The sequence below is a fragment of the Pseudomonas sp. 2822-15 genome (assembly GCF_002742515.1).
In the GTDB taxonomy this organism is placed as follows: domain Bacteria; phylum Pseudomonadota; class Gammaproteobacteria; order Pseudomonadales; family Pseudomonadaceae; genus Aquipseudomonas; species Aquipseudomonas salomonii.
In genome coordinates this window covers 41198-67641 of the sequence record NZ_LJRY01000180.1, presented here as the reverse complement: position 1 = coordinate 67641, position 26444 = coordinate 41198, and the positions used below count along the sequence as shown (strand labels likewise).

Sequence of the window (26444 nt, the reverse complement as noted above, 5' to 3'; positions counted from 1 at the left end):
AAAACCGCCTCACCTTCGGGTGGGGCTTTTTGCATATATAAGGGAGGGATGTCGATGAACCTGGATACCTGGCTGTTGTTCAGTGGTGCGGCACTGGTGGTGATCCTGATCCCCGGGCCGCTGTCGCTGTTGATGATCAGCAATAGCCTCAACTACGGCCTGCGCCGCTCGTACCCGGCGTTTCTGGGCGGCGTGTTTGCGTCGATCTGCCTGCTGAGCGCCTCGGCATTGGGCCTGGGTGCGTTATTGCTGGCCTCCGAGCAGTTGTTCAGCGCCTTGAAAATCGTCGGCGCGCTGTACCTGTTTTACCTTGCCTGGCAGAGCTGGCAGCAATCACGGCAACCTGCCCTCGGCGCCGACGTGCCGCAGACGCCGCCAGTGCCGCGCTTTCGCGCGTTGTTCGGCCGCGCTTTTGTGCTGGGCGCCAGCAACCCCAAGGACATCCTGTTTTTTGCGGCCTTCTTGCCGCAATTTCTCAGCAGCCAGCAGCCCTTCCTGCCGCAACTGCTGATCATGATTGCCACCTGGACGGTGCTCGACTTGCTCTGCAAGCTGGCTTACGGCCTGGGCGCCCACGGTGCGGCGCGCTACCTGCGCAGTGGCGCGGGCCAGAGCTGGTTCAACCGCGTCAGTGCCGCACTGTTTGGCGGCGCAGCCACGGCAGCGCTACTCAAGGGCTGAACGGCGCGACTTTGGCAAAATACACGCTGGCGGGGCCTGCATAACGAGCTCGCCACTGAATACCGGCAACGAGCCGGACCATACGGTTTTCTGCCATGGCTTGCTCAATGGCAGCAAACTCCACCGAGTAGGGCGATTGCGAACGGATACGCTCGCGAAACCAGGCATCGGAGAGCTGCGGAGCCACCCTGGAGTTCAGGCTGACGTTGCGACTTTCGATCCAATTATTGAGCACAAAATAAACCGAGTTCGAATGCGAATGGGTGCAGTAAAAGTCACTCATACTGGCCCCGCCATGCCGCCGCGGGATTCCCCTGACCGTAAATCCATAGTGCTCCAGCATGTGCCTGACGGCCGTTTGAACCGCTTCCGAACGAAGTGCACCGTTGCCGCGGCTTCGCCTGAGCAACGTGGGGTCGAGGGCAAAGGGCGGAGTGAAATCCAGCCGCATACCCCCCGGCGCGCCCCCATCTACCCCGATGTTAATGATGTTGGCGCCCGGCTCATCGGCAGGCCTTAGCATGCTCAGCAGATCGGGCATGCGGTTCGAGGTTTGCGGTTCCAGCCAACGGTCGAGCGTCGCCCGGATATTGAGTAAATGCGTGGCCGTCACCGTGGGTCCGGTGTCGGCCAATTCAGTCAGCCGGTCGGCAACAAACCGCCTGCTGCCCCGGGTCATCGCAGGAAAAATCCGCCCAATCGTGACGTCCAGGCGCTCGGTGAACAGCGGTTGATGGGGCGTCCACAGCCCATTGGCCCCCAGGGTCGCCGGTATCGGCTGCTCGGCAACCGCCACGCCCAGCCAGCGCTCCAGATCCACGGCTGCCCGAACGGAAATATCCTGGTTGCGCATAATAAAGACAATGCTCGAAGACGATGCATTAGTACCCTGGGGCAACAACCGATAGTAATCGGGCCCTAATCGCAAGAGGTCAAAGGCGGCAACACCCGCCGTCGCCGGCACCCGGTATATATGACGGCCCACGGGCGGCACTTCGGTCAGAGGGTCAGCACGCCGAAAGCCCCACGCCTGCCAGGCACTGTTGGCCACGGGCGAGGCGCGCAAAGCCGCTTCCGTGCGCGTGCGCGATGGCGGTGACCAATCCGTTACACCTCGGGTGGGCGCCCATGGTTGCCACACGTCTGAACTCGGCCCGGCCACCGGCGCATCGGCGCCTAACAGCCATTCATGGGGCTGTTCGATGTGCAGGATCAGTTCATCTTGCCCTTCTCCCTGGTTACTTTTCAGGCGCAGCCCCCGCTCGTTCTCGCGTCGGTAGACCGGGTAAACCTCGTTACCCTCGCGAATAAACTGCTGGCCATCTTTTACATACCGCCCTTTACCTCCCGGCCCCGCCAATTCAACGGCCCCCTCCAAACCGCCCTGGGACTGGAAGTGCTCCAGCAAATGACGGGGTTTGAGCGGTACCGGTTTGAGGCCCGCGCGCGTTCCCCGCATGATCCCCTGATGGTGATGCAAACGCCCCAAAGCGACACGCGAAACGCGCGCGCCCTTCGTGGAAGGACCAAAAGATGTCATCACGTCGAAGAACGCAAGTAGCGTCAGGAACGCCACATCCACAGCGTCGTGGGCAGCCCCGCTGAAATGAAAGCGCCGCGCGGCAAGCAGCATTTCATAAAGGCTGACGCCAACGCCCAATACTGGAACAAAGCCCAGCAGACCGCGAATCGTCGCGTCGTGCTGCTCGCCCAAACGTTGCTCACGGTAGTGCTCCAGCGCCCGGGAAGACTGGGATTGGGCCTGGGCACGACGTTGCAGATCGAACACCTGCGCGTGGGCCAGCAACGCCAATGCATTGCCATAGGTGGTAGGCGCAGCCGCCAACCAATGTTCAGGCTGCGACTCAATCTGCTCTTTTATCAACGCTTCGACGCTTGCCTGGTCCACTGCCGGCGTCTTTGCCGGGGCCAAAAACAACTCCACAACCATGGCAATCAAACGATAGAGGCCGGGTTGTCCTGGCTCAAGCGAGTGAGGCCGGCGAGGTTGCACCTGCAAGTCTTCACCGGGGTAGCCGGCAAGCGCCTGCGCCTCCCAGCCGGGCGCCACCTGGCGCGCCAACGTCTGCTGGTTTTCGGCAAGTGCGCCGACGCGATTCATTGCCTTCTGCGCCTCGTCCAAACTGACATACGCGACAATCACCCGACTGGCCGCAGCCATGGGCCAATACACCACGCAGAGCTTGGATAACCTGTCATGAATGAACAACAGGCCAGTGATGTGGCGATCATGTTCGGGGCTGGCGTCCATCAGGCGCAGCACCGCCAACTGGATGTCGAACGCGTCTGTTTTCAGGTCACTTGCCGACTCGGCTGCCAGCGCCTGGGTAAATAGACGCTGGGCTGTCTCACTCAAGCCCTGCTGCACCGCAGAGTACAGCTGCATCTGGGCACGCTGTCGCAAAGCCCTATAGACCAGGGCCTGGGACAGACCTGACGACTTGGCTTGAGTCGCCGCCGGAGGATAAAAAGTCCCGAGGATCAGCTTGTCGTACTCGCCACCCATGTCGAGCGAAGACAGGGTGTCGATCAGGTAACGCACACTCAAGCGCTCTTTCCAGGCCGGGTCCAGCCAGCGTGCACGATTCAACCGCCAGCGGGTCCAGGGCGCCTTGGGGTCGAGATTATGCAACGCCAATTGCAGCAGACTGAACGTGGTTCGCTGCGGGCTGACGGTCTTTTTGGTATCACGATCGCCCACTGCGCACTGACTCGACCAGCCGCACAATTGGGAACTGACATCATCGGGCAAATCCACCAGCGGTTTGTCGATATCCAGCTCAGGGTAAAAACCGTCCTGCGTCAATCGCGCCACCAGGGCTTTACGGGCGAATGACTCCAGGCTCGGCAAATCCCGCCAGAGTTTGCTCTCCACCGCAAAGGCATTGATCACATAGCGGCGTGACAACCGTTCGTAGTGTTTTCGCGTGCCGGCTGATGCAATGCCCAACCACGACGGGAGTTTTTGCGCTTGAGTGGCTGCTACCTGCAACAGGTTGATATTCACCAACGCCAGTGTGCGCGCATCATTGGCGGGCACTTGCAGGCACTCGAACAATTCCTGAGCCAGCACCATACGGCTCAACTGAGGATCGCTGATTTCACTGAACAACCTGACACCCTTGCCAATAAGCGTGTCCAACGCGGCGTGATGTCGCATCAGTTTGATGAACAGGTCTTTGAGTGCGGTGCGCTTGATGGCCTCGTAGCTCACCCCCACAGAGGCATTCTTGGGCAACCCATTGATCATGGCCCGCGCCGCCTCGCGCTGATCACGTCCAATGCAGCGCCACAACACCGATCCGTCGCGGCTTTTCAGGCTGGCTTGAAGGCCCTTGGCAAACGCGTTCAAGTTATCAAAGGGCACCAGCCCGCCATACAGGCCCGTTACGCATAACAACACTGAGTGTGGGCCATTGGGCTGGGCCAAGGCTTCATGGGTGGTCACGAGCAACGCGCCCAGCAACGTGTACAACGGAGCGGGCGCGCTGCCGACGGTTACCTGCAACGCACAGGTATCAGCCGCACTGTCGCCGGGCACCCAGGAATCACTCAATACGGCGTTCAATCGCTCTACGTGCACAGAGGGCAACAGGTTCAACTGCTGCTGCATCCGGGCTTCCAGAAGCAACGCCCGGCGCAGGGCAGTGCCCACCAATGAACCGCGATTAGACGTGCCCAAAGGCTGCTCAAGCCAGAACGCCTTTTGAAACATCCGCTCGTGTGGGCCATGGGCTAATTGAGTCACTGTGCTCACGTGTTTCTGCCATTGCCGCTCAAGGCTCAAAAAGTTTTCATAGGGCGCACTGCTTTGGCTCACATCCGTGTGATCGAGCAGGGCCATCAGGCCTTTTTCGTAACGATTGAGCTGCGCTTCACGGGTCTTGAAGGCGAGATCCGGCGTCAGGCTCGCACACACAATCTCACCGAGGCGGCGCCGGCAATCCCACTCCAGCAAGGTGTCCAGGCTGTTTCCCAACAGGATGCTGCGCGCCAGCCGGCGACGGCCTTTTTCGATAAATTTAAGCAAGCGTTGCACATCCGTAGCGGCGGACTGCCCTGCACCTTGACCCCCCACAGCAGCAGGATTGATTGACAAGGCACAGGCCACCTCGTTATCCCACTGCGCCTCCAGCAACTCGGTTGCACTGGCGAGCAACGCGTCTTCCTGGTGCGCACCGATAAGCTGAAAGGCAAATGCCTGCGGCTTGACGCTTGGCGCGTCACACAGTTCATGCCAACGGCGCAGTGGCAAACACTGCCAAAGCACCTGACTCAAAGGACCATTGACCAGTGCTGGCAGATCACATTGCAGGCGGTACCAGGAACTGAACTCGTAAAACTCGCGAATCAGACCCGGCAGGTAAATGACATGGAGCGTGTCCCCTGCGACGTCATCACGATAAATATGCAAAGCGCCCGGCACCGGGACCAGGGCGCGATTTGTGCCAGGCCATGCCACCCTGCTCACTTGAATACTCGCCCACTCGCCTGCGGCCTGACGGCGCGCATCGACGCCAGGGATTTCCATGAGGGCGCGGACCAGCGCAAAGCCGCGGTCCGTCAGTTGATAAACGCGATGGGCCAGCAGTGCATTCTCGGCGAACAACGACTTTCGCAACCGGACCCAATGTTGTTTGCGTGTCAGCCACGATCCATAGGCCAGTTGCTGCCAATATGCTCGTCCAGCCCTCTCGATCTGCCCGAGCAACGCCAAGCCTTTCACACGTGCCAGCGCATCCCAGGCGGTAAACGGCACCGAGCGTGCGGGTTCACCCTTGATACTCAAGGACGTGAACTGGCTAATGTCGAGCGGCACATCGGGTTGAATCAGCAGCCCCAAGGCTTTTTCGGTCAGGTTATTGACCTTCAGGTGAAGGGGCGCCGGCCGGGATTCGGTGAACAGCAGCGTGTCGGGGTCAAGCGCAAAGGCTTTGCGCAATGCGCCACGGATAATGCCCAGCACTCTCGGCGCCCGCCCCATCAAGGTTCTCAGGGATTTTGCCGACGCTCTGGCACTGAGTTGTGCTTCGTACAGGCGATTGATTTCATGACTGGGCTGCGAGACCTCGTTAAGCCGTCGGGTCACAAGCGTGCGAATCGCCGCATCACGCTCCGCGTCCAGGGTTTGCGGGTCATCAAAATCAAGCGCTTGGGCCGCAGCGAACTCAGCGGCCAACCAGGCGGTGGTGTCGGTACTCATGGCAGACTCTTCCGTACAGAAAAGCCGAGCCTAGGCACCTCGGCCGCCCCAAGTGCGTTACATAGTTGGGCGGCCCGTAAGCCATCGGGAATAAAAAAGCCCGCAGTGTGGGCGGGCAAAAAACCAACGAAGAGCTTTGGGGGTGTGAAGCGAGGTGACGACTCAGCTACCGCGATAGGTGGAGTAGCTGTAAGGCGAAATCAGTAACGGCACATGGTAGTGGTCCTGTTCGGCGCTGATGCCGAAGCGCAGCACCACCACGTCGAGGAAGGCCGGCTCCGGCAATTGCACGCCACGGGCGCGGTAGTAGTCGCCGGCGCTGAATTGCAGTTGGTACACACCGCTGCGGTAGTCGTCGCCTTGCAGCAGCGGCGCATCGCAGCGGCCGTCGCTGTTGGTGGTGGCGGTGGCCACCCGTTCCAGCTGCGCGCCGTTAACGCGATACAGCTCGACCTGGATATGGCTGCCGGGGCAGCCGTGTGCGGCGTCCAAAACGTGTGTGGTCAAACGTCCCATGGCGTCTACGCGCCTCCTTAAGTCAGTAGAAGATAAACCTGCACTTTTTCAGGGCATCAAAAAAGCTGGCGATGGCTGATTAAGACACTTTTTAAAAAAAATGTACACAATAAAAATCACAAAGTTTTGGATCACCCTGTCGGCGTTGCTCGGTGGAGCAATTGGCAAGTAAACCTTGCTTTTAAACGACCTTTTGTCCATTAGCTGACCAACCAGGCAAGTTTATTGCTACACCCTTTTAACCGAGTGCTGCAGAAAAAATGCAGAAATGCAGGCTTACAAAGTGGCTGATAAGTTGTATACAATCACTCATCGCTGTGACGCCACCCAGTCTTTTCACTGCCCGGCCGCCACACACACTTGCTACCACGAACAAGAAGGAAGACTGCAGTGAGCGCTGACTACCCACGCGACCTGATCGGTTACGGCAGTAACCCTCCTCACCCCCACTGGCCGGGCAAGGCACGCATTGCGCTGTCGTTCGTACTCAACTACGAAGAAGGCGGTGAGCGCAACATTTTGCACGGTGACAAAGAGTCCGAAGCCTTCCTCTCGGAAATGGTCTCGGCCCAGCCGCTGCAAGGCGCACGCAACATGAGCATGGAGTCGCTGTACGAATACGGCAGCCGTGCGGGTGTGTGGCGCATCCTCAAGCTGTTTAAAGAATTCGATATCCCGCTGACCATCTTCGCCGTGGCCATGGCCGCCCAACGCCACCCGGATGTGATCCGCGCGATGGTCGAGGCCGGCCACGAGATCTGCAGCCACGGCTACCGCTGGATCGACTACCAGTACATGGACGAGGCCCAGGAACGCGAGCATATGCTCGAAGCCATCCGCATCCTCACCGAACTGACCGGCGAGCGCCCATTGGGCTGGTACACCGGCCGCACAGGCCCCAACACCCGTCGGCTGGTGATGGAGGAAGGCGGTTTCCTCTATGACTGCGACACCTATGACGACGACCTGCCCTACTGGGAACCCAACAACCCCACCGGCAAGCCGCACCTGGTGATCCCTTACACCCTGGACACCAACGACATGCGCTTCACCCAGGTGCAGGGCTTCAACAAGGGCGATGACTTTTTCGAGTACCTCAAGGACGCGTTTGACGTGCTGTACGCCGAAGGCGCCGAAGCACCGAAGATGCTTTCCATCGGCCTGCACTGCCGCCTGATCGGCCGCCCTGCGCGCCTGGCGTCGTTGAAGCGTTTTATCGAATACGCCAAAGGTCACGAACAGGTGTGGTTCACTCGCCGCGTCGATATTGCCCGGCACTGGCACGAAACCCACCCGTATACGGGAGCCGCAAAATGACAGCGTTCCAGACCCTGAAACCGTCGACCTTAAGCCGCGACGCATTCGTCAACGCCTTTGCCCACATCTACGAACACTCGCCATGGGTGGCCGAAAAGGCCTTCGACCTGGGCCAGGACAGCTCGATCGATCAGATCGAAACCCTGCACCAGCGCATGAGCGATATTTTGTTGAGCGCCGATCATGCCCGCCAACTGGCGCTGATCAATGCTCACCCGGACCTGGCAGGCCGTGCGGCCGTCCAGGGCCAACTCACCCAAGCCAGCACCGATGAGCAAGCTGGCGCGGGGATTCACCAATGCACGGCCGAAGAGTTCTCGCGCTTCACCGAGCTGAACGACGCCTACAAGGCCAAGTTCAAGTTTCCCTTCATCATGGCGGTAAAAGGCAGCAACCGGCACCAGATCCTCGCCGCGTTTGAAACGCGCATTCACAACTCGGCAGACGCCGAGTTCAAATGCGCGCTGGCCGAGATCAACAAGATCGCGTTGTTCCGTTTACTGACCCTCTAAACGACCATCCCCAGCCACTCTATTCAAGGCAGACAAGAAGAATGAAAGCGCAACCCGTACCTTTCGAAAAGTTCGTCAACCTGGCCGACGCCCGCCTGGGCACCAAGATCCTCTCGGTGACCGATGACTGGTTCGCTGACGCCAACCGCCTGTTTCAGCCGACCCCGGCCGTGTGGAAGGAGGGCGTTTTCGATGACAACGGCAAGTGGATGGACGGCTGGGAGTCACGCCGCAAGCGCTTCGAAGGCTACGACAGCGCAGTGATCCGCCTCGGCGTACCCGGCTCGATCAAGGGCGTGGACATCGACACTTCATTCTTCACCGGCAACTTCCCGCCATCGGCCTCTCTGGAAGCCTGCTTCCTGGCCTCTGGCGAGCCGGACGCCGACACCCAGTGGGTGGAAGTGCTGTCGGCGGTGGAGCTGCAAGGCAACAGCCACCACTACCACGAGATCAACAACGACCAGGCCTTCAGCCACCTGCGTTTCAACATCTACCCGGACGGCGGCGTGGCGCGTCTGCGCGTATACGGCGTGCCGTTCCGCGACTGGTCCTCGGTGGGCGACAACGAACAGGTCGACCTGGCTGCTGCGCTTAACGGCGGTCGCGCCCTGGCGTGCTCCGATGAACACTTCGGCCGCATGAGCAACATCCTCAACCCAGGCCGTGGCATCAACATGGGCGACGGCTGGGAAACCGCCCGTCGTCGCACGCCAGGCAATGACTGGGTGATCGTCGCATTGGGCCACCCCGGCGAGATCGAGAAAATCGTGGTCGACACCCTGCACTTCAAGGGCAACTACCCGGACACTTGCTCGATCCAGGGCGCATTCGTGAAAGGCGGCACCGACAGCCAGATCGAAACCCAATCGCTGTTCTGGCGCGAACTGCTGCCTGCGCAGAAACTGGAAATGCACGCTGAACATACGTTTGCCGAGCAGATCAAAGCACTCGGCCCGATCACCCACATCCGCCTGAATGTGTTCCCGGATGGGGGTGTGAGCCGCCTGCGGGTGCTGGGCAAGGTTTCGAAGTAACACCCGATCGTTCCCACGCTCCGCGTGGAAATGCTTACCGTGACGCTCTGCGTCACAAGAGCGGACGCAGAGCGTCCGGGGCGGCGTTCCCACGCAGAGCGTGGGAACGATCCACAGAATTCGGATAAGAAGACAGCCATGCGCACACTCGTGATCGAACCCCTGACCAAAGAAGCCTTCGCCCCTTTCGGAGACGTTATCGAAACCGATGGCAGCGACCACTTCATGATCAACAACGGGTCGACCATGCGCTTTCACAAGCTGGCCACGGTAGAAACCGCCCAGCCTGAAGACAACGCGATCATCAGCATCTTCCGCGCCGACGCGCAGGACATGCCGCTGACCGTGTGCATGCTGGAGAGACACCCGCTGGGCAGCCAGGCTTTCATTCCGCTGCTCGGCAACCCCTTTCTGATCGTGGTCGCGCCACTTGGCGATGAACCTGTATCGGGCTTGGTCCGCGCCTTCGTTACCAACGGCAGGCAGGGCATTAATTACCATCGCGGCGTCTGGCACCACCCGGTGCTGACGATCGAAAAGCGGGATGACTTCCTGGTGGTTGATCGCAGTGGCACAGGCAATAACTGCGATGAGCATTTTTTCAAAGAGGATGAGCGGTTGATCCTCGCCCCCCACCAATAAGAGAAGGCTTGATCACCCGACAACAAGGGTGACAGGCGAGAGGTAAAGACTGTGGAAGCACATTTGATGGAATGGCTGAACCTTAGCGTGCGCTGGGTTCACATGATCACTGGCGTCGCGTGGATCGGCGCTTCCTTCTATTTTGTCTGGCTGGAAAACAACCTTAATCGCGTCAACCCAAAGGACGGCCTGGCCGGTGACTTATGGGCGATCCACGGTGGCGGTATCTACCACCTGGAAAAATACAAACTGGCCCCGCCGACCATGCCGGACAACCTGCACTGGTTCAAATGGGAAGCCTATTTCACCTGGATGTCGGGCATCGCGCTGCTGTGCGTAGTGTTCTACGCCAACCCGACCTTGTACCTGCTGGCCCCGGGCAGCAGCCTCAGCGGTCCCGAAGGCGTGTTGCTGGGCATTGGCTCACTGTTCGTCGGCTGGTTCATCTACTCCTTCCTGTGCGACTCGGCACTGGGCAAACGCCCTGCCCTGCTCGGCTTTATCCTGTTTGTGCTGCTGATTGCAGCGGCCTACGGCTTCAGCAAGGTGTTCAGCGGCCGTGGCGCCTACCTGCACGTGGGCGCGGTGATCGGCACCATCATGGTCGGCAACGTGTTCCGCATCATCATGCCCGCCCAGCGCGCATTGGTGGCGGCCATCGCCGAGAACCGCACACCTGACCCGGCGCTGCCGGCCAAAGGCTTGCTGCGTTCGCGCCACAACAACTACTTCACCTTGCCGGTGCTGTTCATCATGATCAGCAACCACTTCCCAAGCACCTTCGGCAGCCAATACAACTGGCTGATCCTGGCCGGGATCGCGGTGGCGGCGGTGTTGGTGCGTCACTACTTCAACACGCGGCATAACAGCCAGAAGTATGCGTGGACCTTGCCGGTGGGCGCGTTGGCGATGATTTGCCTGGCGTATGTAACCGGTCCCAAGCCTGTTTCGACTGCCCCGGATGTGGCCAAGGCGCCCGCGGCCATCGAATACCAACCCTTGCCGGAAACCGCATTGGGCGGTGGTTTGAAACCTGCCGCGCCAGCCGCACCTGCTGCAGAACCTGCTGCGGCACCGGCCCAGGCGACGATTGATTTCGACAAGGTGCATGGCGTGATCCAGGAACGCTGCGCCGTGTGCCACTCGGCCAAGCCCACCAGCCCACTGTTCAGCACCGCCCCAGCCGGCGTGATGTTCGATACCCCGGCGCAGATCCAGCAGCAGGCGGCGCGCATTCAAGCGCAGGCCGTGGCCAGCCAGATCATGCCGCTGGGCAACATCACCCAGATGACCCAGCAGGAGCGCGATTTGATCGGCACCTGGATCAACCAGGGGGCGCGCACCAACTAACAGCCTGAGTAACACAAATCCAAAATGTGGGAGCTGGCTTGCCTGCGATAGCGGTGCATCAGCCACCAGATGAGTTGCTGAGCCACCGCCATCGCAGGCAAGCCAGCTCCCACAGGGATTTGTGGTGATTTACAGAGTGCGTTACGAACAACACAACAATAAAAAAGATCCGAGGTGTTGCATGACCGAGTTAGTCGAACCGCAGATCCCCGCCGCACCCGCCATGGTGCGGCTGCCCCTCTTGCAACTGATTCTGGTAGGCCTGCAACACGTCTTGCTGATGTACGGCGGCGCCGTCGCCGTACCCCTGATCATTGGCCAGGCCGCAGGCTTGAGCCGTGAAGAAATCGCCTTTCTGATCAACGCCGACCTGCTGGTGGCTGGCATTGCCACCATGGTGCAGTCATTCGGCATCGGCCCGGTGGGCATTCGCATGCCGGTGATGATGGGCGCCAGTTTCGCCGCCGTCGGCAGCATGGTGGCCATGGCCGGCATGCCGGGTATCGGCCTGCAGGGCATCTTCGGCGCGACCATCGCTGCCGGTTTTTTCGGCATGCTGATCGCGCCGTTCATGTCCAAGGTTGTGCGGTTTTTCCCGCCGTTGGTAACCGGCACCGTGATCACTGCCATCGGCCTGTCGCTGTTCCCCGTGGCCGTGAACTGGGCCGGTGGCGGCAGCGCTGCTGCAACGTTTGGCTCGCCGGTTTACCTGGCGATTGCCGCGCTGGTGCTGGCGACCATCTTGCTGATCAACCGTTTCATGCGCGGCTTCTGGGTGAATATCTCGGTGCTGATCGGCATGGCGCTCGGCTATGGCTTGTGCGGCCTGCTTGGCATGGTCGACCTCGGCGGCCTGGCCCAGGCGCCGTGGGTGCAGGTGGTGACGCCACTGCATTTCGGCATGCCCAAGTTCGAGTTGGCGCCGATCCTGTCGATGTGCCTGGTGGTGGTGATCATCTTCGTCGAGTCCACCGGGATGTTCCTGGCGCTGGGCAAAATCACCGGCCAGGCAGTCACGCCAAAGATGCTGCGCCGTGGCTTGCTGTGTGACGCCGGCGCCTCATTCTTCGCCGGTTTCTTCAACACCTTTACCCACTCCTCGTTCGCCCAGAATATCGGCCTGGTGCAGATGACCGGCGTGCGCTGCCGCTCGGTGACGATCATGGCCGGGGCGTTCTTGATCGTGCTCAGCCTGCTGCCCAAAGCCGCCTTTTTAGTAGCATCGATTCCACCGGCAGTATTGGGCGGCGCCGCCATTGCCATGTTCGGCATGGTCGCGGCGACCGGCATCAAGATCCTGCAGGAGGCCGACATTGCCGACCGCCGCAACCAGTTGCTGGTGGCGGTGAGCATCGGCATGGGCCTGATCCCGGTGGTGCGTCCGGAGTTCTTCGCGCAGTTGCCTTTGTGGATGAGCCCGATTACCCACAGCGGAATCGCCATGGCCACCCTCAGCGCCTTGTCGCTGAACATCCTGTTCAACATCCTCGGCGGTTCGGAACGCCCCGCCGTCGCCCACACGCATTGATTTCACCTGTTAGCAAAAAACAACAAAAATAATAACCGACAGGAAATACCCACATGCACCCCATTGACCTGGGGCCGGCCACAAGCCGCGCCCCATTCTCGCCCCCTGCGCTCTCTAACAGCGCACTTGAGCCAAGGCCTGGGAGCCAGTATTCTCCGCGCCCGCTCGAATCGACTCAAAAAAAAACAGCGAATGTAAAAGCTGACTGCAGGGCCAACTTATCCTGGCCCAATGTCTGCGGCCAACGTGCAGAAAAAACCACCGGATTCGACTGCATCAAGTGCAGCCGAAGGCCTTTTATTGGCTTTTTAAACACCTTGGCGCAGCTCTTGCTAAAAGCACTAAAGCTGACCAAACAGACGATTTTTGCAGCGAACCAAAAGGCGCCACACCAGAGCGCCTGCGTAGAAAAACAACCATAAAACTTTGACTCGGGAGCAACCGAATGAAACCTATGTTCAAAGGCCTGATGCTGGCAGGATCCCTGCTGGCCGGCGGCCAAGCCGTGGCAGGCGATTTGTTGCAGTGGCAGAACAACAGCCTGACGTACCTGTGGGGCAAGAACTTCACCGTCAACCCGCAGATCCAGCAAACCGTCACCTTCGAGCACGCCGATGCGTGGAAGTACGGCGACAACTTCCTGTTCGTCGACCGCATCTTTTACAACGGCAAGGAAGACGGCAACGTCGGCCCAAGTACTTACTACGGCGAGTTCAGCCCGCGCTTGTCGTTCGGCAAGATCTTTGACAAAGACCTCTCATTCGGCCCGATCAAAGATGTGCTGCTGGCCTTCACTTACGAGTTCGGCGAAGGCGATAACGAGTCGTACCTGCTGGGCCCGGGCTTTGACTTGAACATCCCTGGCTTCGACTACTTCCAGTTGAACTTCTACCAGCGCCAGACCGAAGGCAATCGCCCGGGTGATGGCGTGTGGCAGATCACCCCGGTGTGGTCGTACACCATTCCCGTAGGCAACTCCAACGTGCTGATCGACGGCTTTATGGACTGGGTGGTGGACAACGACAGGAACGCCCGTGGTACTTACCACGCCAACCTGCACTTCAACCCACAGGTCAAATACGACTTGGGCAAGGCGCTGCATTGGGGCGAGAAGCAGCTGTATGTCGGCTTCGAATATGACTACTGGAAGAACAAGTACGGGATCGAAGATTCCGGCGCGTTCAAGACTAACCAGGACACGGCGAGCTTCCTGGTCAAGTATCACTTCTGATTGAGCAACACCAATCCCCTGTGGGAGCTGGCTTGCCTGCGATAGCGATCTGTCTATGCCAAATGTACTGGCTGACACACCGCTATCGCAGCGGTTCGACGATTCGACAAGCCAACTCCCACATTCAGATCTGTGTAAGGCCCAGGAACCGCGACAATTCCTCGCGCTTGGCCAGCGCGTCTTTCCTGCCCAATTCAATCAACTCGCTGCAATACCCCGCCTCGAACAGCAAGTAACTCAACACCCCCGCCCCACTGGTCTTGGTCGCCCCCGGACCGCGCAAAAACAAACGCAACGCCGCCGGCAACTCCTGCCGATGCCGCGCTGCGATTTCATCGATCGGCTGGCTGGGTGCAATCACCAGCACCTCTACCGGCGCCAGCCCAGGTGCAACATGGCTGAATTGGTTCAGACGCTCCAACAGCTCGATATCGCTTTCCAGGCTGTCAATGAACGTGCTGTTGAGCATATGCCCACCAATCTGCGCCAAGGTCGGCTCCTGGCCGGTGTAGGTACGCTGCATCGAAGGTTCATTGCCCCGCGGGTTGCCGCTCACGCCCACCACCAGCACCCGGCTGGCCCCCAGGTGCAAGGCCGGGCTGATGGGCGCGGATTGGCGCACGGCACCGTCGCCGAAATATTCCTGATCGAGCTTGACCGGCGCAAACAGCAAAGGGATCGCGGAGCTGGCCAGCAAGTGCTCAACCGTCAGTTGGGTCGGCACACCGATGCGCCGATGACGCAGCCAGGCATCAATCTTGCCGCCGCCCTGATAGAAGGTCACCGCTTGCCCGGACTCATAACCAAAGGCCGTGACCGCGACCGCATGCAGATGCTTGTTGCGGATCGCCTCATCAATGCCGCGCAGGTGCAGTTTGTCGTTGAGCAAGTCGCGCAACGGCGTACTGTTGAGCAACGCCACCGGCACCTGGGCACCCAGGCCCAACAGGCTATGGATAAAAAAACGGCTGGCCTGGTGCACCACGCCCGGCCAATCGCTGCGCAATACCAGATGGCTGCGAAAGCCCTGCCAGAACGCGGTAAGGCGTTGGATGGCCGCCGTGAAATCCGTGGCGCCACTGGCCAGGCTCACCGCATTGATCGCGCCGGCCGAGGTGCCGACAATCACCGGAAAAGGATTAGGCGCCCCCGGCGGCAGCAACTCGGCAATCGCCGCCAGTACCCCCACCTGATACGCCGCTCGCGCCCCGCCACCGGAAAGAATCAAGCCTGTGACCGGTTCAGCTGGGCGCATTGCGTCACTCCATAGAAGAAAGTAGCGGTTACCGGCGGCGCGGTTCGTACAGCTTAGCCTCGCCCGGTGGCCGGCTCTTGAAGCGCCGGTGTGTCCACAGGTACTGCTCGGGGCATTCGCGCACCGAGGCTTCGACCCACTGGTTGATGCGCAGGCAGTCAACCTCGTCGCTCTCACCGGGGAAGTCGCTCAACGGCGGGTGGATCACCAGGCGGTAACCGCTGCCATCGGCCAGGCGCTCCTGGGTGAAGGGCATCACCAGCGCCTTGCCCAGCCGCGCAAACTTGCTGGTGGCGGTCACGGTAGCGGCCTGGATGCCGAACAGCGGTACGAAAATACTCTGCTTGGCGCCGTAGTCCTGATCCGGCGCGTACCAGATGGCGCGGCCCGAACGCAGCAGCTTGAGCATGCCGCGCACGTCGTCGCGCTCTACCGCCAGGGAATCGAGGTTATGCCGCTCACGGCCACGGCGCTGGATAAAGTCGAACAGCGGGTTGCCGTGCTCGCGGTACATGCCATCGATGGTGTGCTTCTGTCCGAGCAGGGCCGCGCCGATTTCCAGGGTGGTGAAGTGCAAGGCCATCAGGATCACACCCTTGCCATCCAGATGCGCCTGCTTCAAATGCTCAAGCCCTTCGACATGGGCCAGGCGCGCCAGGCGCGACTTGGGCCACCACCAGCTCATGGCCATCTCGAAGAAAGCGATGCCGGTGGACGCGAAGTTTTCCTTGAGCAGCCGTTTACGTTCCTTGGCGGATTTTTCCGGGAAGCACAGCTCGAGGTTGCGCGCGGCGATGCGGCGACGATCAGCAGCCACACGGTACATGCCGGCGCCAAGTAATCGACCAATGGTCAGCAATGCACGGTAGGGCAACTGGGTCATCAGCCACAACAGGCCGAGTCCCAGCCATAACAGCCAAAAGCGCGGGTGAAAAAATACAGCTCGAAAACGCGGGCGATCCATTACAGATTCCGGTAAAGACAAGGGCCGCGCATTCTACAACGTTCGACTCGGCTTGCGGCCCGCGGATGTTCTCGTTATAAGTCTCGACACTTTTCGTGACAAGCCGCTTTTGCCGACCATGAGCCAAACCGAACCGCTAGACCAAGATCCCGTGTTCCAGCTGAAAGGCAGCATGCTCGCCATTACCGTGCTGGAACTGGCCCGCAACGACCTCGACGCCCTGGACCGCCAGCTCGCCGCCAAGGTCGCCCTGGCGCCGAACTTCTTCAACAATGCCCCGCTGGTCCTGGCCCTGGACAAACTCCCGGCCGGTCAGGGCGCGATTGATTTGCCCGGCCTGATGCGCGTCTGCCGCTCCCATGGTTTGCGAACCCTGGCGATTCGTGCCAGCCGCATCGAAGACATTGCCGCGGCCATCGCTATTGAACTGCCCGTATTGCCACCTTCCGGTGCCCGCGAGCGCCCGCTCGAACCGCTCGAAGGTGAAGTGAAGAAAAAACCGGAAAAACCGCCGGAACCTGCGGTCAAGCCTACAAAGATCATCACCTCCCCCGTACGCGGCGGGCAGCAGATTTACGCCCAGGGTGGCGACCTGGTGGTGATCTCCTCGGTAAGCCCCGGGGCGGAACTTCTGGCCGATGGCAACATCCATGTATACGGCCCCATGCGCGGACGTGCCCTCGCCGGCATCAAGGGCGATACCAAGGCGCGGATTTTTTGCCAGCAGTTGAGCGCTGAGCTAGTGTCCATCGCAGGCCAGTACAAGGTTTCAGAAGATTTGCGCCGTGATCCGCTGTGGGGGGCCGGGGTGCAGGTCAGCCTGTCGGGCGATGTGTTGAACATCATCCATCTTTAACGGATACTGCCGCATTTTCCAAGCATCTCTAGACTCTGATAGCAAAGCGAAACCGGCAAGACTTGTGTAGGAATAATTGGAAGTTGGCGTTTCCCTGCGGAAACCACATCTTTTTCCTACAAAGGCTGTCCGCCTGCAGCGAGTTCCAAGAGATGTTTTTCAGGGGCTGAAAAGTCCTTTTTCCTTAGGGGTGAAACACCTTGGCCAAGATTCTCGTGGTTACATCCGGCAAGGGTGGTGTGGGTAAGACCACCACCAGCGCCGCTATCGGTACCGGCCTCGCTCTGCGCGGCCATAAAACAGTCATCGTCGACTTCGACGTCGGTTTGCGTAACCTCGACCTGATCATGGGCTGCGAACGCCGCGTGGTGTACGACTTCGTCAACGTGGTGAACGGCGAAGCCAACCTGCAACAGGCCCTGATCAAGGACAAGCGCCTTGAGAACCTGTACGTGCTGGCCGCCAGCCAGACCCGCGACAAAGACGCGCTGACCAAGGAAGGCGTAGGCAAAGTCCTCGCCGAACTGAAAGAAACCTTCGAATACGTGGTGTGCGACTCCCCGGCCGGTATCGAGACCGGTGCTCACCTGGCGATGTACTTCGCCGATGAAGCCATCGTCGTCACCAACCCGGAAGTCTCCTCGGTACGTGACTCGGACCGCATGCTCGGCCTGTTGGCCAGCAAGTCCCAGCGCGCCGAAAAAAATCAAGACCCGATCAAGGAGCACTTGCTGCTCACCCGCTACAACCCTGAGCGCGTCAGCAACGGCGAAATGCTCGGTGTTGAAGACGTGAAGGAAATCCTCGCAGTGACCCTGCTGGGCGTGATTCCGGAATCCCAGGCGGTCCTCAAGGCTTCCAACCAAGGTGTTCCGGTAATTCTCGACGACCAGAGCGACGCCGGCCAGGCGTACAGCGATGCAGTTGATCGCTTGCTGGGCAAGACCGTGGAACATCGCTTCCTCGATGTTAAGAAGAAGGGATTCTTCGAGCGTATCTTTGGAGGCAACTAAACAATGAAATTTCTCGACTTCTTTCGCGCCAACAAAAAGCCAAGTACCGCGTCGGTAGCGAAAGAGCGTCTACAGATCATCGTGGCGCACGAACGCGGCCAACGCAGTACCCCGGACTACCTGCCAGCCTTGCAGAAGGAACTGGTCGAGGTGATCCGCAAGTACGTCAATATCGGCAACGATGACGTGCATGTCGCCCTGGAAAACGACGGCAGCTGCTCGATTCTGGAACTCAATATCACCCTGCCTGATCGTTAATCGAACAGGCGGCCGCCACGGCGGCTCGATCACCTTGATCCCGTTCGGGAACCGGGTGGACGAGCCGCCGTTGGCGTTTGTTACGAGGCTGTTTAATGCCGCTGTCCACTATTCATATCCTGCATCAGGACGCCGCCGTCCTGGTGGTGAACAAGCCGACCCTGCTGCTCTCGGTGCCTGGCCGCGCCGACGACAACAAAGACTGCCTGATCACCCGTCTGCAGGAAAACGGCTACCCCGAAGCCCGTATCGTGCATCGCCTGGACTGGGAAACCTCAGGGATCATCCTGCTCGCGCGCGACGCCGACAGTCACCGCGAACTGTCGCGCCAGTTTCACGACCGCGAAACCGAAAAGGCCTACACCGCCCTGGCCTGGGGCCAGCCGGAACTGGACAGCGGCAGCATCGACCTGCCCTTGCGCTACGACCCGCCGACCAAGCCACGCCACGTAGTCGACTATGAGTTTGGCAAAAACGCACTGACCTTCTGGAAAGTGCTGGAGCGTTGTGGCGATTGGTGCCGCGTGGAACTCACGCCGATCACCGGGCGTTCGCACCAGTTGCGGGTGCACATGCTGTCGATCGGCCATCCGCTGCTCGGTGATGGCTTGTACGCCCATGAACAAGCCCTGGCCGCCTGGCCGCGTCTGTGCCTGCATGCGAGCATGTTGAGCTTTACGCACCCGCAAAGCGGCGAGCGGCTGCGCTTTGAGTGCCCCGCCCCCTTCTAAACTGCAAACACAGTCAAATGTGGGAGCTGGCTTGCCTGCGATAGCGATCTGTCTGTGCCCAATATATTGGCTGACACACCGCTATCGCAGGCAAGCCAGCTCTCACATTGGCCTTGCAGGTTTTTCAAGAGAGTAGCTTCACTTCAAATGTGGAGCCAATACGGTAAACTCCGCGCATTGCTGTCTGGAGCTATTTATGCGCGAAGCGTTGAATCAAGGCCTGATCGACTTCCTCAAGGCCTCCCCTACTCCTTTTCATGCCACTGCAGCCCTGGCCCAGCGCCTGGAAGCGGCCGGTTACCAGCGTCTCGACGAGCGCGAAACCTGGGCCACCGAGGCCAACGGGCGCTATTACGTCACCCGTAACGACTCCTCGATCATCGCCTTCAAGCTCGGTAAGCATTCGCCGCTGCAAGACGGCATCCGCATGGTCGGCGCCCACACCGACAGCCCGTGCCTGCGGGTCAAGCCCCAGCCGGAGCTGCAACGTCAGGGCTTCTGGCAGCTGGGTGTGGAAGTCTACGGCGGCGCGCTGCTGGCACCGTGGTTTGACCGCGACCTGTCGCTGGCCGGCCGCGTGACCTTCCGCCGCGACGGCAAGGTCGAGAGCCAACTGATCGACTTCAAGTTGCCGATTGCCATCATCCCCAACCTGGCCATTCACCTGAACCGTGAAGCCAACCAGGGTTGGGCGATCAATGCCCAGACCGAGCTGCCGCCGATCCTTGCGCAGTTTGCCGGTGACGAGCGGGTGGACTTCCGCGCCGTGCTCACTGAGCAACTCGCCCGCGAACACGGCCTGAACGCCGATGTGGTGCTCGACTACGAGCTGAGTTTCTACGACACACAAAGTGCTGCGGTGATCGGCCTCAATGGCGACTTCATCGCCGGCGCGCGCCTGGACAACCTGTTGTCGTGCTACGCCGGCCTGCAAGCCTTGCTCACCAGCGAAAACGACGAAACCTGCGTGCTGGTGTGCAACGACCACGAAGAAGTCGGCTCCTGCTCGGCCTGCGGTGCCGATGGCCCGATGCTGGAACAGACCCTGCGCCGTCTTCTACCGGAAGGTGAGGAATTCGTACGCACCATTCAGAAATCTCTGTTGGTGTCGGCAGACAATGCCCACGGCGTGCACCCCAACTACGCCGAGAAGCACGACGCCAACCATGGCCCGAAACTCAACGCCGGCCCGGTGATCAAGGTCAACAGCAACCAGCGCTACGCCACCAACAGCGAAACCGCCGGGTTCTTCCGCCATCTGTGCATGGCCCAGGAAGTGCCGGTGCAAAGCTTTGTGGTGCGCAGCGACATGGGCTGCGGCTCGACCATCGGCCCGATCACCGCCAGCCACCTGGGCGTGCGCACCGTGGATATCGGCTTGCCGACGTTTGCCATGCACTCGATTCGCGAGCTGTGTGGCAGCCATGATCTGGCGCACCTGGTGAAGGTGCTGGGCGCGTTTTATGCGAGTCGCGATTTGCCCTGAGACCGAGGCGCGGCCATCGCAGGCAAGCCAGCCCCCACAGGGAATGCATTCCAATGTGGGAGCGGGCTTGCCCGCGATGGCAGTTTCACTCACAGCCAACACTATCTGATTCACATCAACACCACTTTCCACAATCCGGCCTAGACTTGTCAGTATTCCCACTCCGACAAGGCCGTCGCCCCATGATCTCCATGTCCTCGTTCCACGCCATGCTCATTCCCATCATCATCGGCATGATCCTGCTCGCGACCGGCTTCAACTTTCGCGACAAGCCCGTGGGTGTGTTTGGCATGTGGATCGGCATGCTGTTGATCCTCGGCACCGTGGTTTACAAGATCCTCGCCAAACTCGCGGAATAACAAATGCACTCGCATTGGGCATAGCGGCCTCGTACACTCGGTCAATTCGTCGTTTTCAAGGTTGACCGCCTCGTGCTTTCCCGTCTGTTTGCCCTGCCCTGCTATTTTCTGATCGCCCTGCTCACGCTGCTGCCCCTTGCGCCGGCACACGCCGTGAGCCTGCCCGGCCTGTTGGGCAGCACCAACAAGACCCAGCCCCAGGCCGATGTGCCGCTGGGCCAGTCGCTGGACGAGGTGATCAAGACCCTGGAAAACGACCAGCAGCGCACCCAGCTGCTGAGCGACCTGAAGAAGCTGCGCGAAGCCACGCGAAAAGCCCAGCCCGCGACCGAACAAGGCGTGCTCGGCCTGATCGGCAGCACCCTGGCCGGGCTTGAATCCCAGTTTTCCGGGGCCGACAGCCCGCTGGGGCGCTGGTCCAACGAGGTCGACCTGGCCAAGGATGAACTCACGGCGTTGATGCTGCCGGCCACCGAATGGCTGCCGATCATTTTCGGTTTTGCCGTGATCCTGGCAGTGTGGAGCCTGCTGGCCGCCGCGCTGATCTGGCTCAGCCACCGCGTACGCGAGCGTTTCGGCTTGCCCGAAGAACTGCCGCAACACCCGCGCACCTGGGACATGGTGCGTTTCGCCCTGCGTAAATTAGGGCCATGGATGATTGCGTTGATCATCACCGTTTACCTCAGCTACGCGCTGCCTTCGTCCCTGGGCAAGTCCCTGGCGATGGTGCTGGCCTATGCGCTGGTGGTCGGCACCTGTTTCTCGGCCATCTGCGTGATTGCCTTCTCGGTACTCGACGGCCCGCACCGCCACCGGGCGCTGTATATCCTGCGTCATCAGGCCTTTCGCCCGCTGTGGTGGATCGGCAGTTTTGCCGCCTTCGGTGAAGCCCTGAGCGACCCAAGGCTGGTTGCGGCGCTTGGCCAGCATCTGGCCCACACCGCCGCGACCGTCGCCAATGTGATGGCCGCGCTGTCCACCGGCGTGTTTATCCTGCGCTTCCGCCGCCCGATTGCGCATCTGATCCGCAACCAACCGCTGTCGCGCCGCCTTACACGCCGCGCCCTCACCGACACGCTCTCGATTATCGGCTCCTTCTGGTACATCCCGGCGCTGTTGCTGGTGGGTATCTCGCTGTTCGCCACCTTCCTGTCGGCCGGCGACACCAGCACCGCACTGCGCCAATCGCTGCTGTGCACGGTGTTGCTGGTGTTGTGCATGGTGATCAACGGGCTGGTGCGCCGCCATGCGCTCAAACCGCAACGCGGGCACAAACGCCACGCGCTGTACTCCGACCGCCTGAAAAGCTTCGTCTATACCCTGGCCCATCTGGTGGTGTGGCTGGTATTCATCGAGCTGGGCCTGCGCGTGTGGGGCCTGTCGATGATTCGCTTCACCGAAGGTGACGGCCATGAGGTCAGCGTCAAACTGTTCGGCCTGGGCGGCACGCTGCTGTTTGCCTGGCTGATCTGGATCCTCAGCGATACCGCGATCCACCATGCCCTCACCCGCTCGCGCAAAGGCCTGGCCAATGCACGTGCGCAGACCATGATGCCGCTGATCCGCAACGTGCTGTTCGTGACCATTTTTATCATCGCCGCCATCGTCGCCCTGGCGAACATGGGCATGAACGTCACGCCGCTGCTGGCCGGTGCCGGTGTGATCGGTATCGCCATCGGTTTCGGCGCACAGTCGCTGGTAGCCGACTTGATCACCGGCCTGTTCATCATCATCGAAGACTCCCTGGCGATTGATGACTACGTGGATGTCGGCGGCCACCTCGGAACCGTCGAAGGCCTGACCATCCGCACCGTGCGCCTGCGCGACATCGACGGCATCGTGCACACCATCCCGTTCAGCGAAATCAAGAGCATCAAGAACTACTCGCGGGAGTTCGGCTACGCGATCTTCCGGGTGGCGATCCCCTTCAACATGGAAATCGACGACGCCATCAAACTGATGCGTGATGTTGGCCAGAAAATGCGCAACGACCCACTGCAACGCCGCAACATCTGGTCGCCGCTGGAGATTCAGGGCGTGGAAAGCTTTGAGTCCGGCAGCGCGATCCTGCGGGCGCGCTTCAAGACCGCGCCGATCAAGCAGTGGGAAGTGTCACGGGCGTTCAACCTGTCACTCAAGCGCCAGCTGGATGAAGCCGGGCTGGACCTGGCGACACCGCGCCTGAGCGTGCAGGTGGTGACCGCCGGTACGGTGCAGGAGAAAGATCAACAACAATAAACAAGGAGAGGTCTGTATGCGTTTGAACGGTCTGACACACCCATGGGTTTTCGGCATGCTCTGCGGGCTCGCCAGCAGCGCGGTGATTGCCGCCAGCAATGGCCAGGGCAATGACCTGGAGAGTGCCCGGGAAGCAATCGCCACCCAAGCCAAAATCCTCGAACCAGCGTTACTGGAAACCCGCCGCGATATCCACGCCCACCCCGAGCTGGGCAATACCGAAACCCGCACCGCCGAACTGGTCGCCAAACAACTGCGCGACCTGGGCCTTGAAGTCAAAACCGGCGTGGCCCGCACCGGCGTGGTCGCCATTTTGAAAGGTGCGCTACCCGGCCCGACCGTGGCCCTGCGTGCCGACATGGATGCGCTGCCGGTCAAGGAAGTCGCCGACCTGCCCTTCGCCTCCAAAGCCAAAGGCACCTACCTGGGCAAGGAGGTCGACGTGATGCACGCCTGTGGCCACGACGCCCACACCGCCATTTTGCTCAGCACGGCGAAAATCCTTACTGGCATGCGCGAGCGCCTGCCCGGCACCGTGGTGTTTTATTTCCAGCCGGCCGAAGAAGGCCCGAGCGACTTTATCCCCGACGGCAAAAACACCTGGGGCGCGAAAATGATGGTGCAGGAAGGCGTGATGAAGGCGCCCAAACCGGACGCGGTGTTCGGCCTGCATGTCTGGGCTGGTGTGCCTGCCGGGCAGATCGCCTATCGCCCTGGCCCGACCCTGGCCAGCTCCGATGACCTGCGCATCAAGATCCTCGGCAAACAGACCCACGCCGGCCGCCCGTGGGACGGCATCGACCCGATCACCGTCGGCGCGCAGACCATCGTCGGTTTGCAAACCGTGGTGAGTCGGCGCACCGACATCTCGTCATTTCCGTCGGTGGTGAGCATCGGCACCATCAATGGCGGCACCCGCTACAACATCATCCCCGAGTCGGTGGACATGAGCGGCACCCTCCGCTCCTACGACTACGGCATTCGCCAGAAGCTGCACGCGGACGTGCGCCAGACCGTGGAGAAAATCGCCGAAAGCGGTGGTGCCAAGGCCGAGGTCACGATCATCGAAAAATACGACCCGACCATCAACAACCCGGCACTCACCGAAAAAATGCTGCCAAGCCTGCGTTGGGCGGCCAAGGATGATGTGGTGCAAGGCCCACTGGTGGGCGGCGCCGAGGACTTCTCGTTCTACGCCAAGGAAGCGCCGGGGCTGTTTGTGTTTCTGGGGGTGACGCCGAGGGATCAGGACATGAGCAAAGCGGCGCCGAACCATAATCCGGGGTTCTTTGTGGACGAGTCGGCGTTGGTGGTGGGGGTGCGAACGCTGGCGTCGTTGGCGACGGATTACCTGTATACCAACACACCGCAGTAAGGTTTATGTGGGAGCGGCGGTGCGACGATTCGACTTGCTCGCGAATGCGTCGGATCAGTCAATAGTTGCGTTAACTGACACACCGCATTCGCGAGCAAGCCCGCTCCCACACAGGCCCGCTCCCACAGTTGATCTGGGGTGTCAGCCGGCCAGCGCAGCGCCATCCATCTTCTGGCGCAGGCTCAGCGGGCGCATGTCAGTCCAGACTTCTTCGATGTATGCCAGGCACTCTTTCTTCATGCCGCTCTTGCCCACGGTGCGCCAGCCTTCGGGCACAGCCTTGTAGTCGGGCCAGATGGAATACTGTTCTTCGTGGTTGACCACTACCTGAAACAGGATGTCGTCGCGGTCAAATACTGAGGTCATTGCTGTTCTCCATCGCTGAAAAGCCGGCTGCGCACCACGCGCAGCACTGATATCTGTAGAAACGTACCAGGCCCGCTAAAAATTAGACGCTGGCGACCGCTGCCGTCAGCGCGCGCCCGAAGATCTCGGCCACGCGGTCGACTTCAGCGGCAGTAATCACCAGCGGCGGCAGGAAGCGCACCACGCTGCCGTGCCGGCCGCCCAGCTCCAGGATCAAGCCACGCTTGAGGCATTCGCGCTGCACCCGCGGCGCCAGTTGGCGATGCACCGGCGGGTGGCCCTGGGTATCGGGCGTGCCGTCGGGGTCAACCAGTTCAACGCCCAGCATCAGCCCGCGCCCACGAATATCGCCCAAGTGCGGGAAGTCGCGTTGCAGGATGCGCAGGTGCTCAGCCAGGCGCTCGCCCATGGCTGCCGCGTGGCCGGCCAGGTCGTGTTCCTTGAGGTAGCGCATCACCGCCGAGCCTGCCGCCATCGCCATCTGGTTACCCCGGAACGTCCCGGCATGGGCGCCCGGCAGCCAGGTGTCGAGCCAGTCGCGATACACCACCACCGCCAGCGGCAAGCTGCCGCCGATGGCCTTGGACATCACCACCACGTCCGGGATGATGCCCGCATGTTCAAAGGCAAACATCTTGCCGGTACGACCGAAACCACTCTGGATTTCATCGACGATCAAGGCCACTCCGGCCTGCTCGGTGATGCGGCGCAGGCCGCGCAACCAATCGAGATCGGCCGGGATCACACCGCCCTCGCCCTGCACCACCTCGACAATCACCGCCGCCGGCAAGAGCACGCCGGCTTCCGGGTCGTTGAGCAGGTTTTCCAGGTAATGCAGGTTGACCCGCACGCCTTCCGCGCCGCCCAGGCCGAATGGGCAGCGGTAGTCATAGGGGTACGGCAGGAATTGCACGCCATTACCCAGCAGAGCGCCCAAGGGCTTTTTCGGCCCCAGGCTGCCCATCAGGCTCAGCGCGCCCTGACTCATGCCGTGATAACCGCCCTGGAACGACAACACCGTGCTGCGACCGGTGGCGGTGCGCACCAGCTTCAACGCGGCTTCCACCGCATCAGTGCCGGTGGGGCCGCAAAACTGGATTTTCGCTTCCTGTGCAAGCGTTGCCGGCAACAGGCCAAACAGATCCTGGACGAATTGGTCTTTGACTGGCGTAGTGAGGTCGAGCGTGTGCAGTGGCAGCTCGTCGCTCAGCACCTGCCGGATGGCTTCGATCACCACCGGGTGGTTGTGGCCCAATGCCAGGGTGCCAGCACCGGCCAGGCAGTCGATGAAGCTACGGCCTTCAACGTCTTCCACGTAGATGCCCTTGGCCCGCTTGAGCGCCAGCGGGATACGCCGAGGATAGCTGCGGGCGTTGGATTCCTGCAGGCGCTGGCGGGTCAGCAGCGGGGTTTCTTCGAAGTGGTAGAGCGTTTCCACCGGTGCTGCGCCTGCATGCACCGGTGCGTCTTCGATACGGCTGGTAGCGACTGACATCTCTCGATCC

General features: G+C 60.7%; 23 protein-coding genes. 17 read left to right on the top strand and 6 right to left on the bottom strand.

The window, feature by feature from the left end; genetic code table 11:
- The first annotated feature begins 54 nt into the window (after window positions 1-54).
- Complete coding sequence (locus AOA59_RS10765; RefSeq protein WP_099487246.1) at window positions 55-681, top strand: LysE family translocator; 627 nt, start codon at window positions 55-57, stop codon at window positions 679-681.
- Here AOA59_RS10765 and AOA59_RS10760 read toward each other — a convergent pair.
- Entirely contained in the window at window positions 671-5905 is a 5235-nt protein-coding gene (locus AOA59_RS10760) for a dermonecrotic toxin domain-containing protein (protein ID WP_099487244.1), read from the bottom strand. The genes AOA59_RS10765 and AOA59_RS10760 overlap by 11 nt on opposite strands.
- 162 nt (window positions 5906-6067) lie before the next feature.
- The gene (uraH, locus tag AOA59_RS10755; RefSeq protein ID WP_065911480.1) at window positions 6068-6421 is read right to left on the bottom strand and encodes a hydroxyisourate hydrolase; all 354 of its coding nucleotides are present in this window, start codon (window positions 6419-6421) and stop codon (window positions 6068-6070) included.
- A gap of 390 nt (window positions 6422-6811) precedes the next feature.
- Here uraH and puuE point away from each other — a divergent pair, with 390 nt between their 5' ends.
- From puuE to AOA59_RS10720, 8 genes are all read left to right on the top strand, one after another.
- Window positions 6812-7738: an allantoinase PuuE gene (gene puuE, locus AOA59_RS10750; RefSeq protein WP_065911482.1), complete on the top strand. Its 927-nt coding sequence runs from the start codon at window positions 6812-6814 to the stop codon at window positions 7736-7738.
- The gene (gene uraD, locus AOA59_RS10745) at window positions 7735-8250 is read left to right on the top strand and encodes a 2-oxo-4-hydroxy-4-carboxy-5-ureidoimidazoline decarboxylase (RefSeq protein ID WP_099487242.1); all 516 of its coding nucleotides are present in this window, start codon (window positions 7735-7737) and stop codon (window positions 8248-8250) included. The genes puuE and uraD overlap by 4 nt, the downstream gene beginning before the upstream one ends.
- A gap of 41 nt (window positions 8251-8291) precedes the next feature.
- Entirely contained in the window at window positions 8292-9287 is a 996-nt protein-coding gene (alc, locus tag AOA59_RS10740) for an allantoicase (RefSeq protein ID WP_065911485.1), read from the top strand.
- Window positions 9288-9425: 138 nt separating this feature from the next.
- Window positions 9426-9929, top strand: a complete 504-nt coding sequence (locus AOA59_RS10735; RefSeq protein WP_056861103.1) for an ureidoglycolate lyase — start codon at window positions 9426-9428, stop codon at window positions 9927-9929.
- Between the two features lie 51 nt (window positions 9930-9980).
- On the top strand, window positions 9981-11279 hold the full coding sequence (locus AOA59_RS10730) for a urate hydroxylase PuuD (RefSeq protein ID WP_099487241.1): 1299 nt from the start codon (window positions 9981-9983) through the stop codon (window positions 11277-11279).
- Between the two features lie 181 nt (window positions 11280-11460).
- The gene (locus AOA59_RS10725; RefSeq protein WP_099487239.1) at window positions 11461-12807 is read left to right on the top strand and encodes a nucleobase:cation symporter-2 family protein; all 1347 of its coding nucleotides are present in this window, start codon (window positions 11461-11463) and stop codon (window positions 12805-12807) included.
- 53 nt (window positions 12808-12860) lie between these two features.
- Window positions 12861-13229: a hypothetical protein gene (locus tag AOA59_RS31975; RefSeq protein WP_143522774.1), complete on the top strand. Its 369-nt coding sequence runs from the start codon at window positions 12861-12863 to the stop codon at window positions 13227-13229.
- Window positions 13230-13252: 23 nt separating this feature from the next.
- Window positions 13253-14038, top strand: a complete 786-nt coding sequence (locus AOA59_RS10720; protein WP_017137852.1) for an outer membrane protein OmpK — start codon at window positions 13253-13255, stop codon at window positions 14036-14038.
- A 124-nt stretch (window positions 14039-14162) separates the two neighbouring features.
- Here the strand turns inward: AOA59_RS10720 and AOA59_RS10715 are convergent, their stop codons facing one another.
- Together AOA59_RS10715 and AOA59_RS10710 are read right to left on the bottom strand one after the other, a co-directional pair.
- Complete coding sequence (locus tag AOA59_RS10715; RefSeq protein ID WP_099487237.1) at window positions 14163-15293, bottom strand: patatin-like phospholipase family protein; 1131 nt, start codon at window positions 15291-15293, stop codon at window positions 14163-14165.
- 28 nt (window positions 15294-15321) lie between these two features.
- A complete protein-coding gene (locus AOA59_RS10710) occupies window positions 15322-16257 on the bottom strand; it encodes a lipid A biosynthesis lauroyl acyltransferase (protein ID WP_099487235.1) in 936 nt (311 codons plus the stop codon).
- 118 nt (window positions 16258-16375) lie between these two features.
- On the opposite strand from AOA59_RS10710, the gene minC reads away from it, so the two are divergent.
- The 8 genes from minC to AOA59_RS10675 all read left to right on the top strand — a co-directional run bounded on the left by minC (window position 16376) and on the right by AOA59_RS10675 (window position 24573).
- On the top strand, window positions 16376-17113 hold the full coding sequence (minC, locus tag AOA59_RS10705) for a septum site-determining protein MinC (RefSeq protein ID WP_099487233.1): 738 nt from the start codon (window positions 16376-16378) through the stop codon (window positions 17111-17113).
- 200 nt (window positions 17114-17313) lie between these two features.
- The gene (gene minD, locus AOA59_RS10700; protein ID WP_056861097.1) at window positions 17314-18126 is read left to right on the top strand and encodes a septum site-determining protein MinD; all 813 of its coding nucleotides are present in this window, start codon (window positions 17314-17316) and stop codon (window positions 18124-18126) included.
- Between the two features lie 3 nt (window positions 18127-18129).
- Window positions 18130-18384 (top strand): cell division topological specificity factor MinE, encoded by a 255-nt coding sequence (minE, locus tag AOA59_RS10695; protein WP_003175252.1) that lies wholly within the window; start codon window positions 18130-18132, stop codon window positions 18382-18384.
- A gap of 95 nt (window positions 18385-18479) precedes the next feature.
- Window positions 18480-19115, top strand: coding sequence for a pseudouridine synthase (locus AOA59_RS10690; RefSeq protein ID WP_099487231.1), 636 nt, complete (start codon window positions 18480-18482; stop codon window positions 19113-19115).
- Between the two features lie 196 nt (window positions 19116-19311).
- Entirely contained in the window at window positions 19312-20601 is a 1290-nt protein-coding gene (locus tag AOA59_RS10685; protein WP_017137857.1) for a M18 family aminopeptidase, read from the top strand.
- 182 nt (window positions 20602-20783) lie between these two features.
- Window positions 20784-20960 carry a hypothetical protein gene (locus AOA59_RS32655; protein ID WP_164488409.1) on the top strand — a complete coding sequence of 59 codons (177 nt, stop codon included), beginning with the start codon at window positions 20784-20786 and terminating at the stop codon, window positions 20958-20960.
- A 72-nt stretch (window positions 20961-21032) separates the two neighbouring features.
- Window positions 21033-23198, top strand: coding sequence for a mechanosensitive ion channel family protein (locus tag AOA59_RS10680; RefSeq protein ID WP_065911494.1), 2166 nt, complete (start codon window positions 21033-21035; stop codon window positions 23196-23198).
- A gap of 16 nt (window positions 23199-23214) precedes the next feature.
- A complete protein-coding gene (locus tag AOA59_RS10675; RefSeq protein WP_065911496.1) occupies window positions 23215-24573 on the top strand; it encodes an amidohydrolase in 1359 nt (452 codons plus the stop codon).
- Between the two features lie 141 nt (window positions 24574-24714).
- Here the strand turns inward: AOA59_RS10675 and AOA59_RS10670 are convergent, their stop codons facing one another.
- Window positions 24715-24939, bottom strand: coding sequence for an MbtH family protein (locus tag AOA59_RS10670; protein WP_028617283.1), 225 nt, complete (start codon window positions 24937-24939; stop codon window positions 24715-24717).
- A gap of 82 nt (window positions 24940-25021) precedes the next feature.
- Window positions 25022-26434, bottom strand: a complete 1413-nt coding sequence (locus tag AOA59_RS10665; RefSeq protein WP_099487229.1) for an aspartate aminotransferase family protein — start codon at window positions 26432-26434, stop codon at window positions 25022-25024.
- Window positions 26435-26444: the final 10 nt, after the last annotated feature.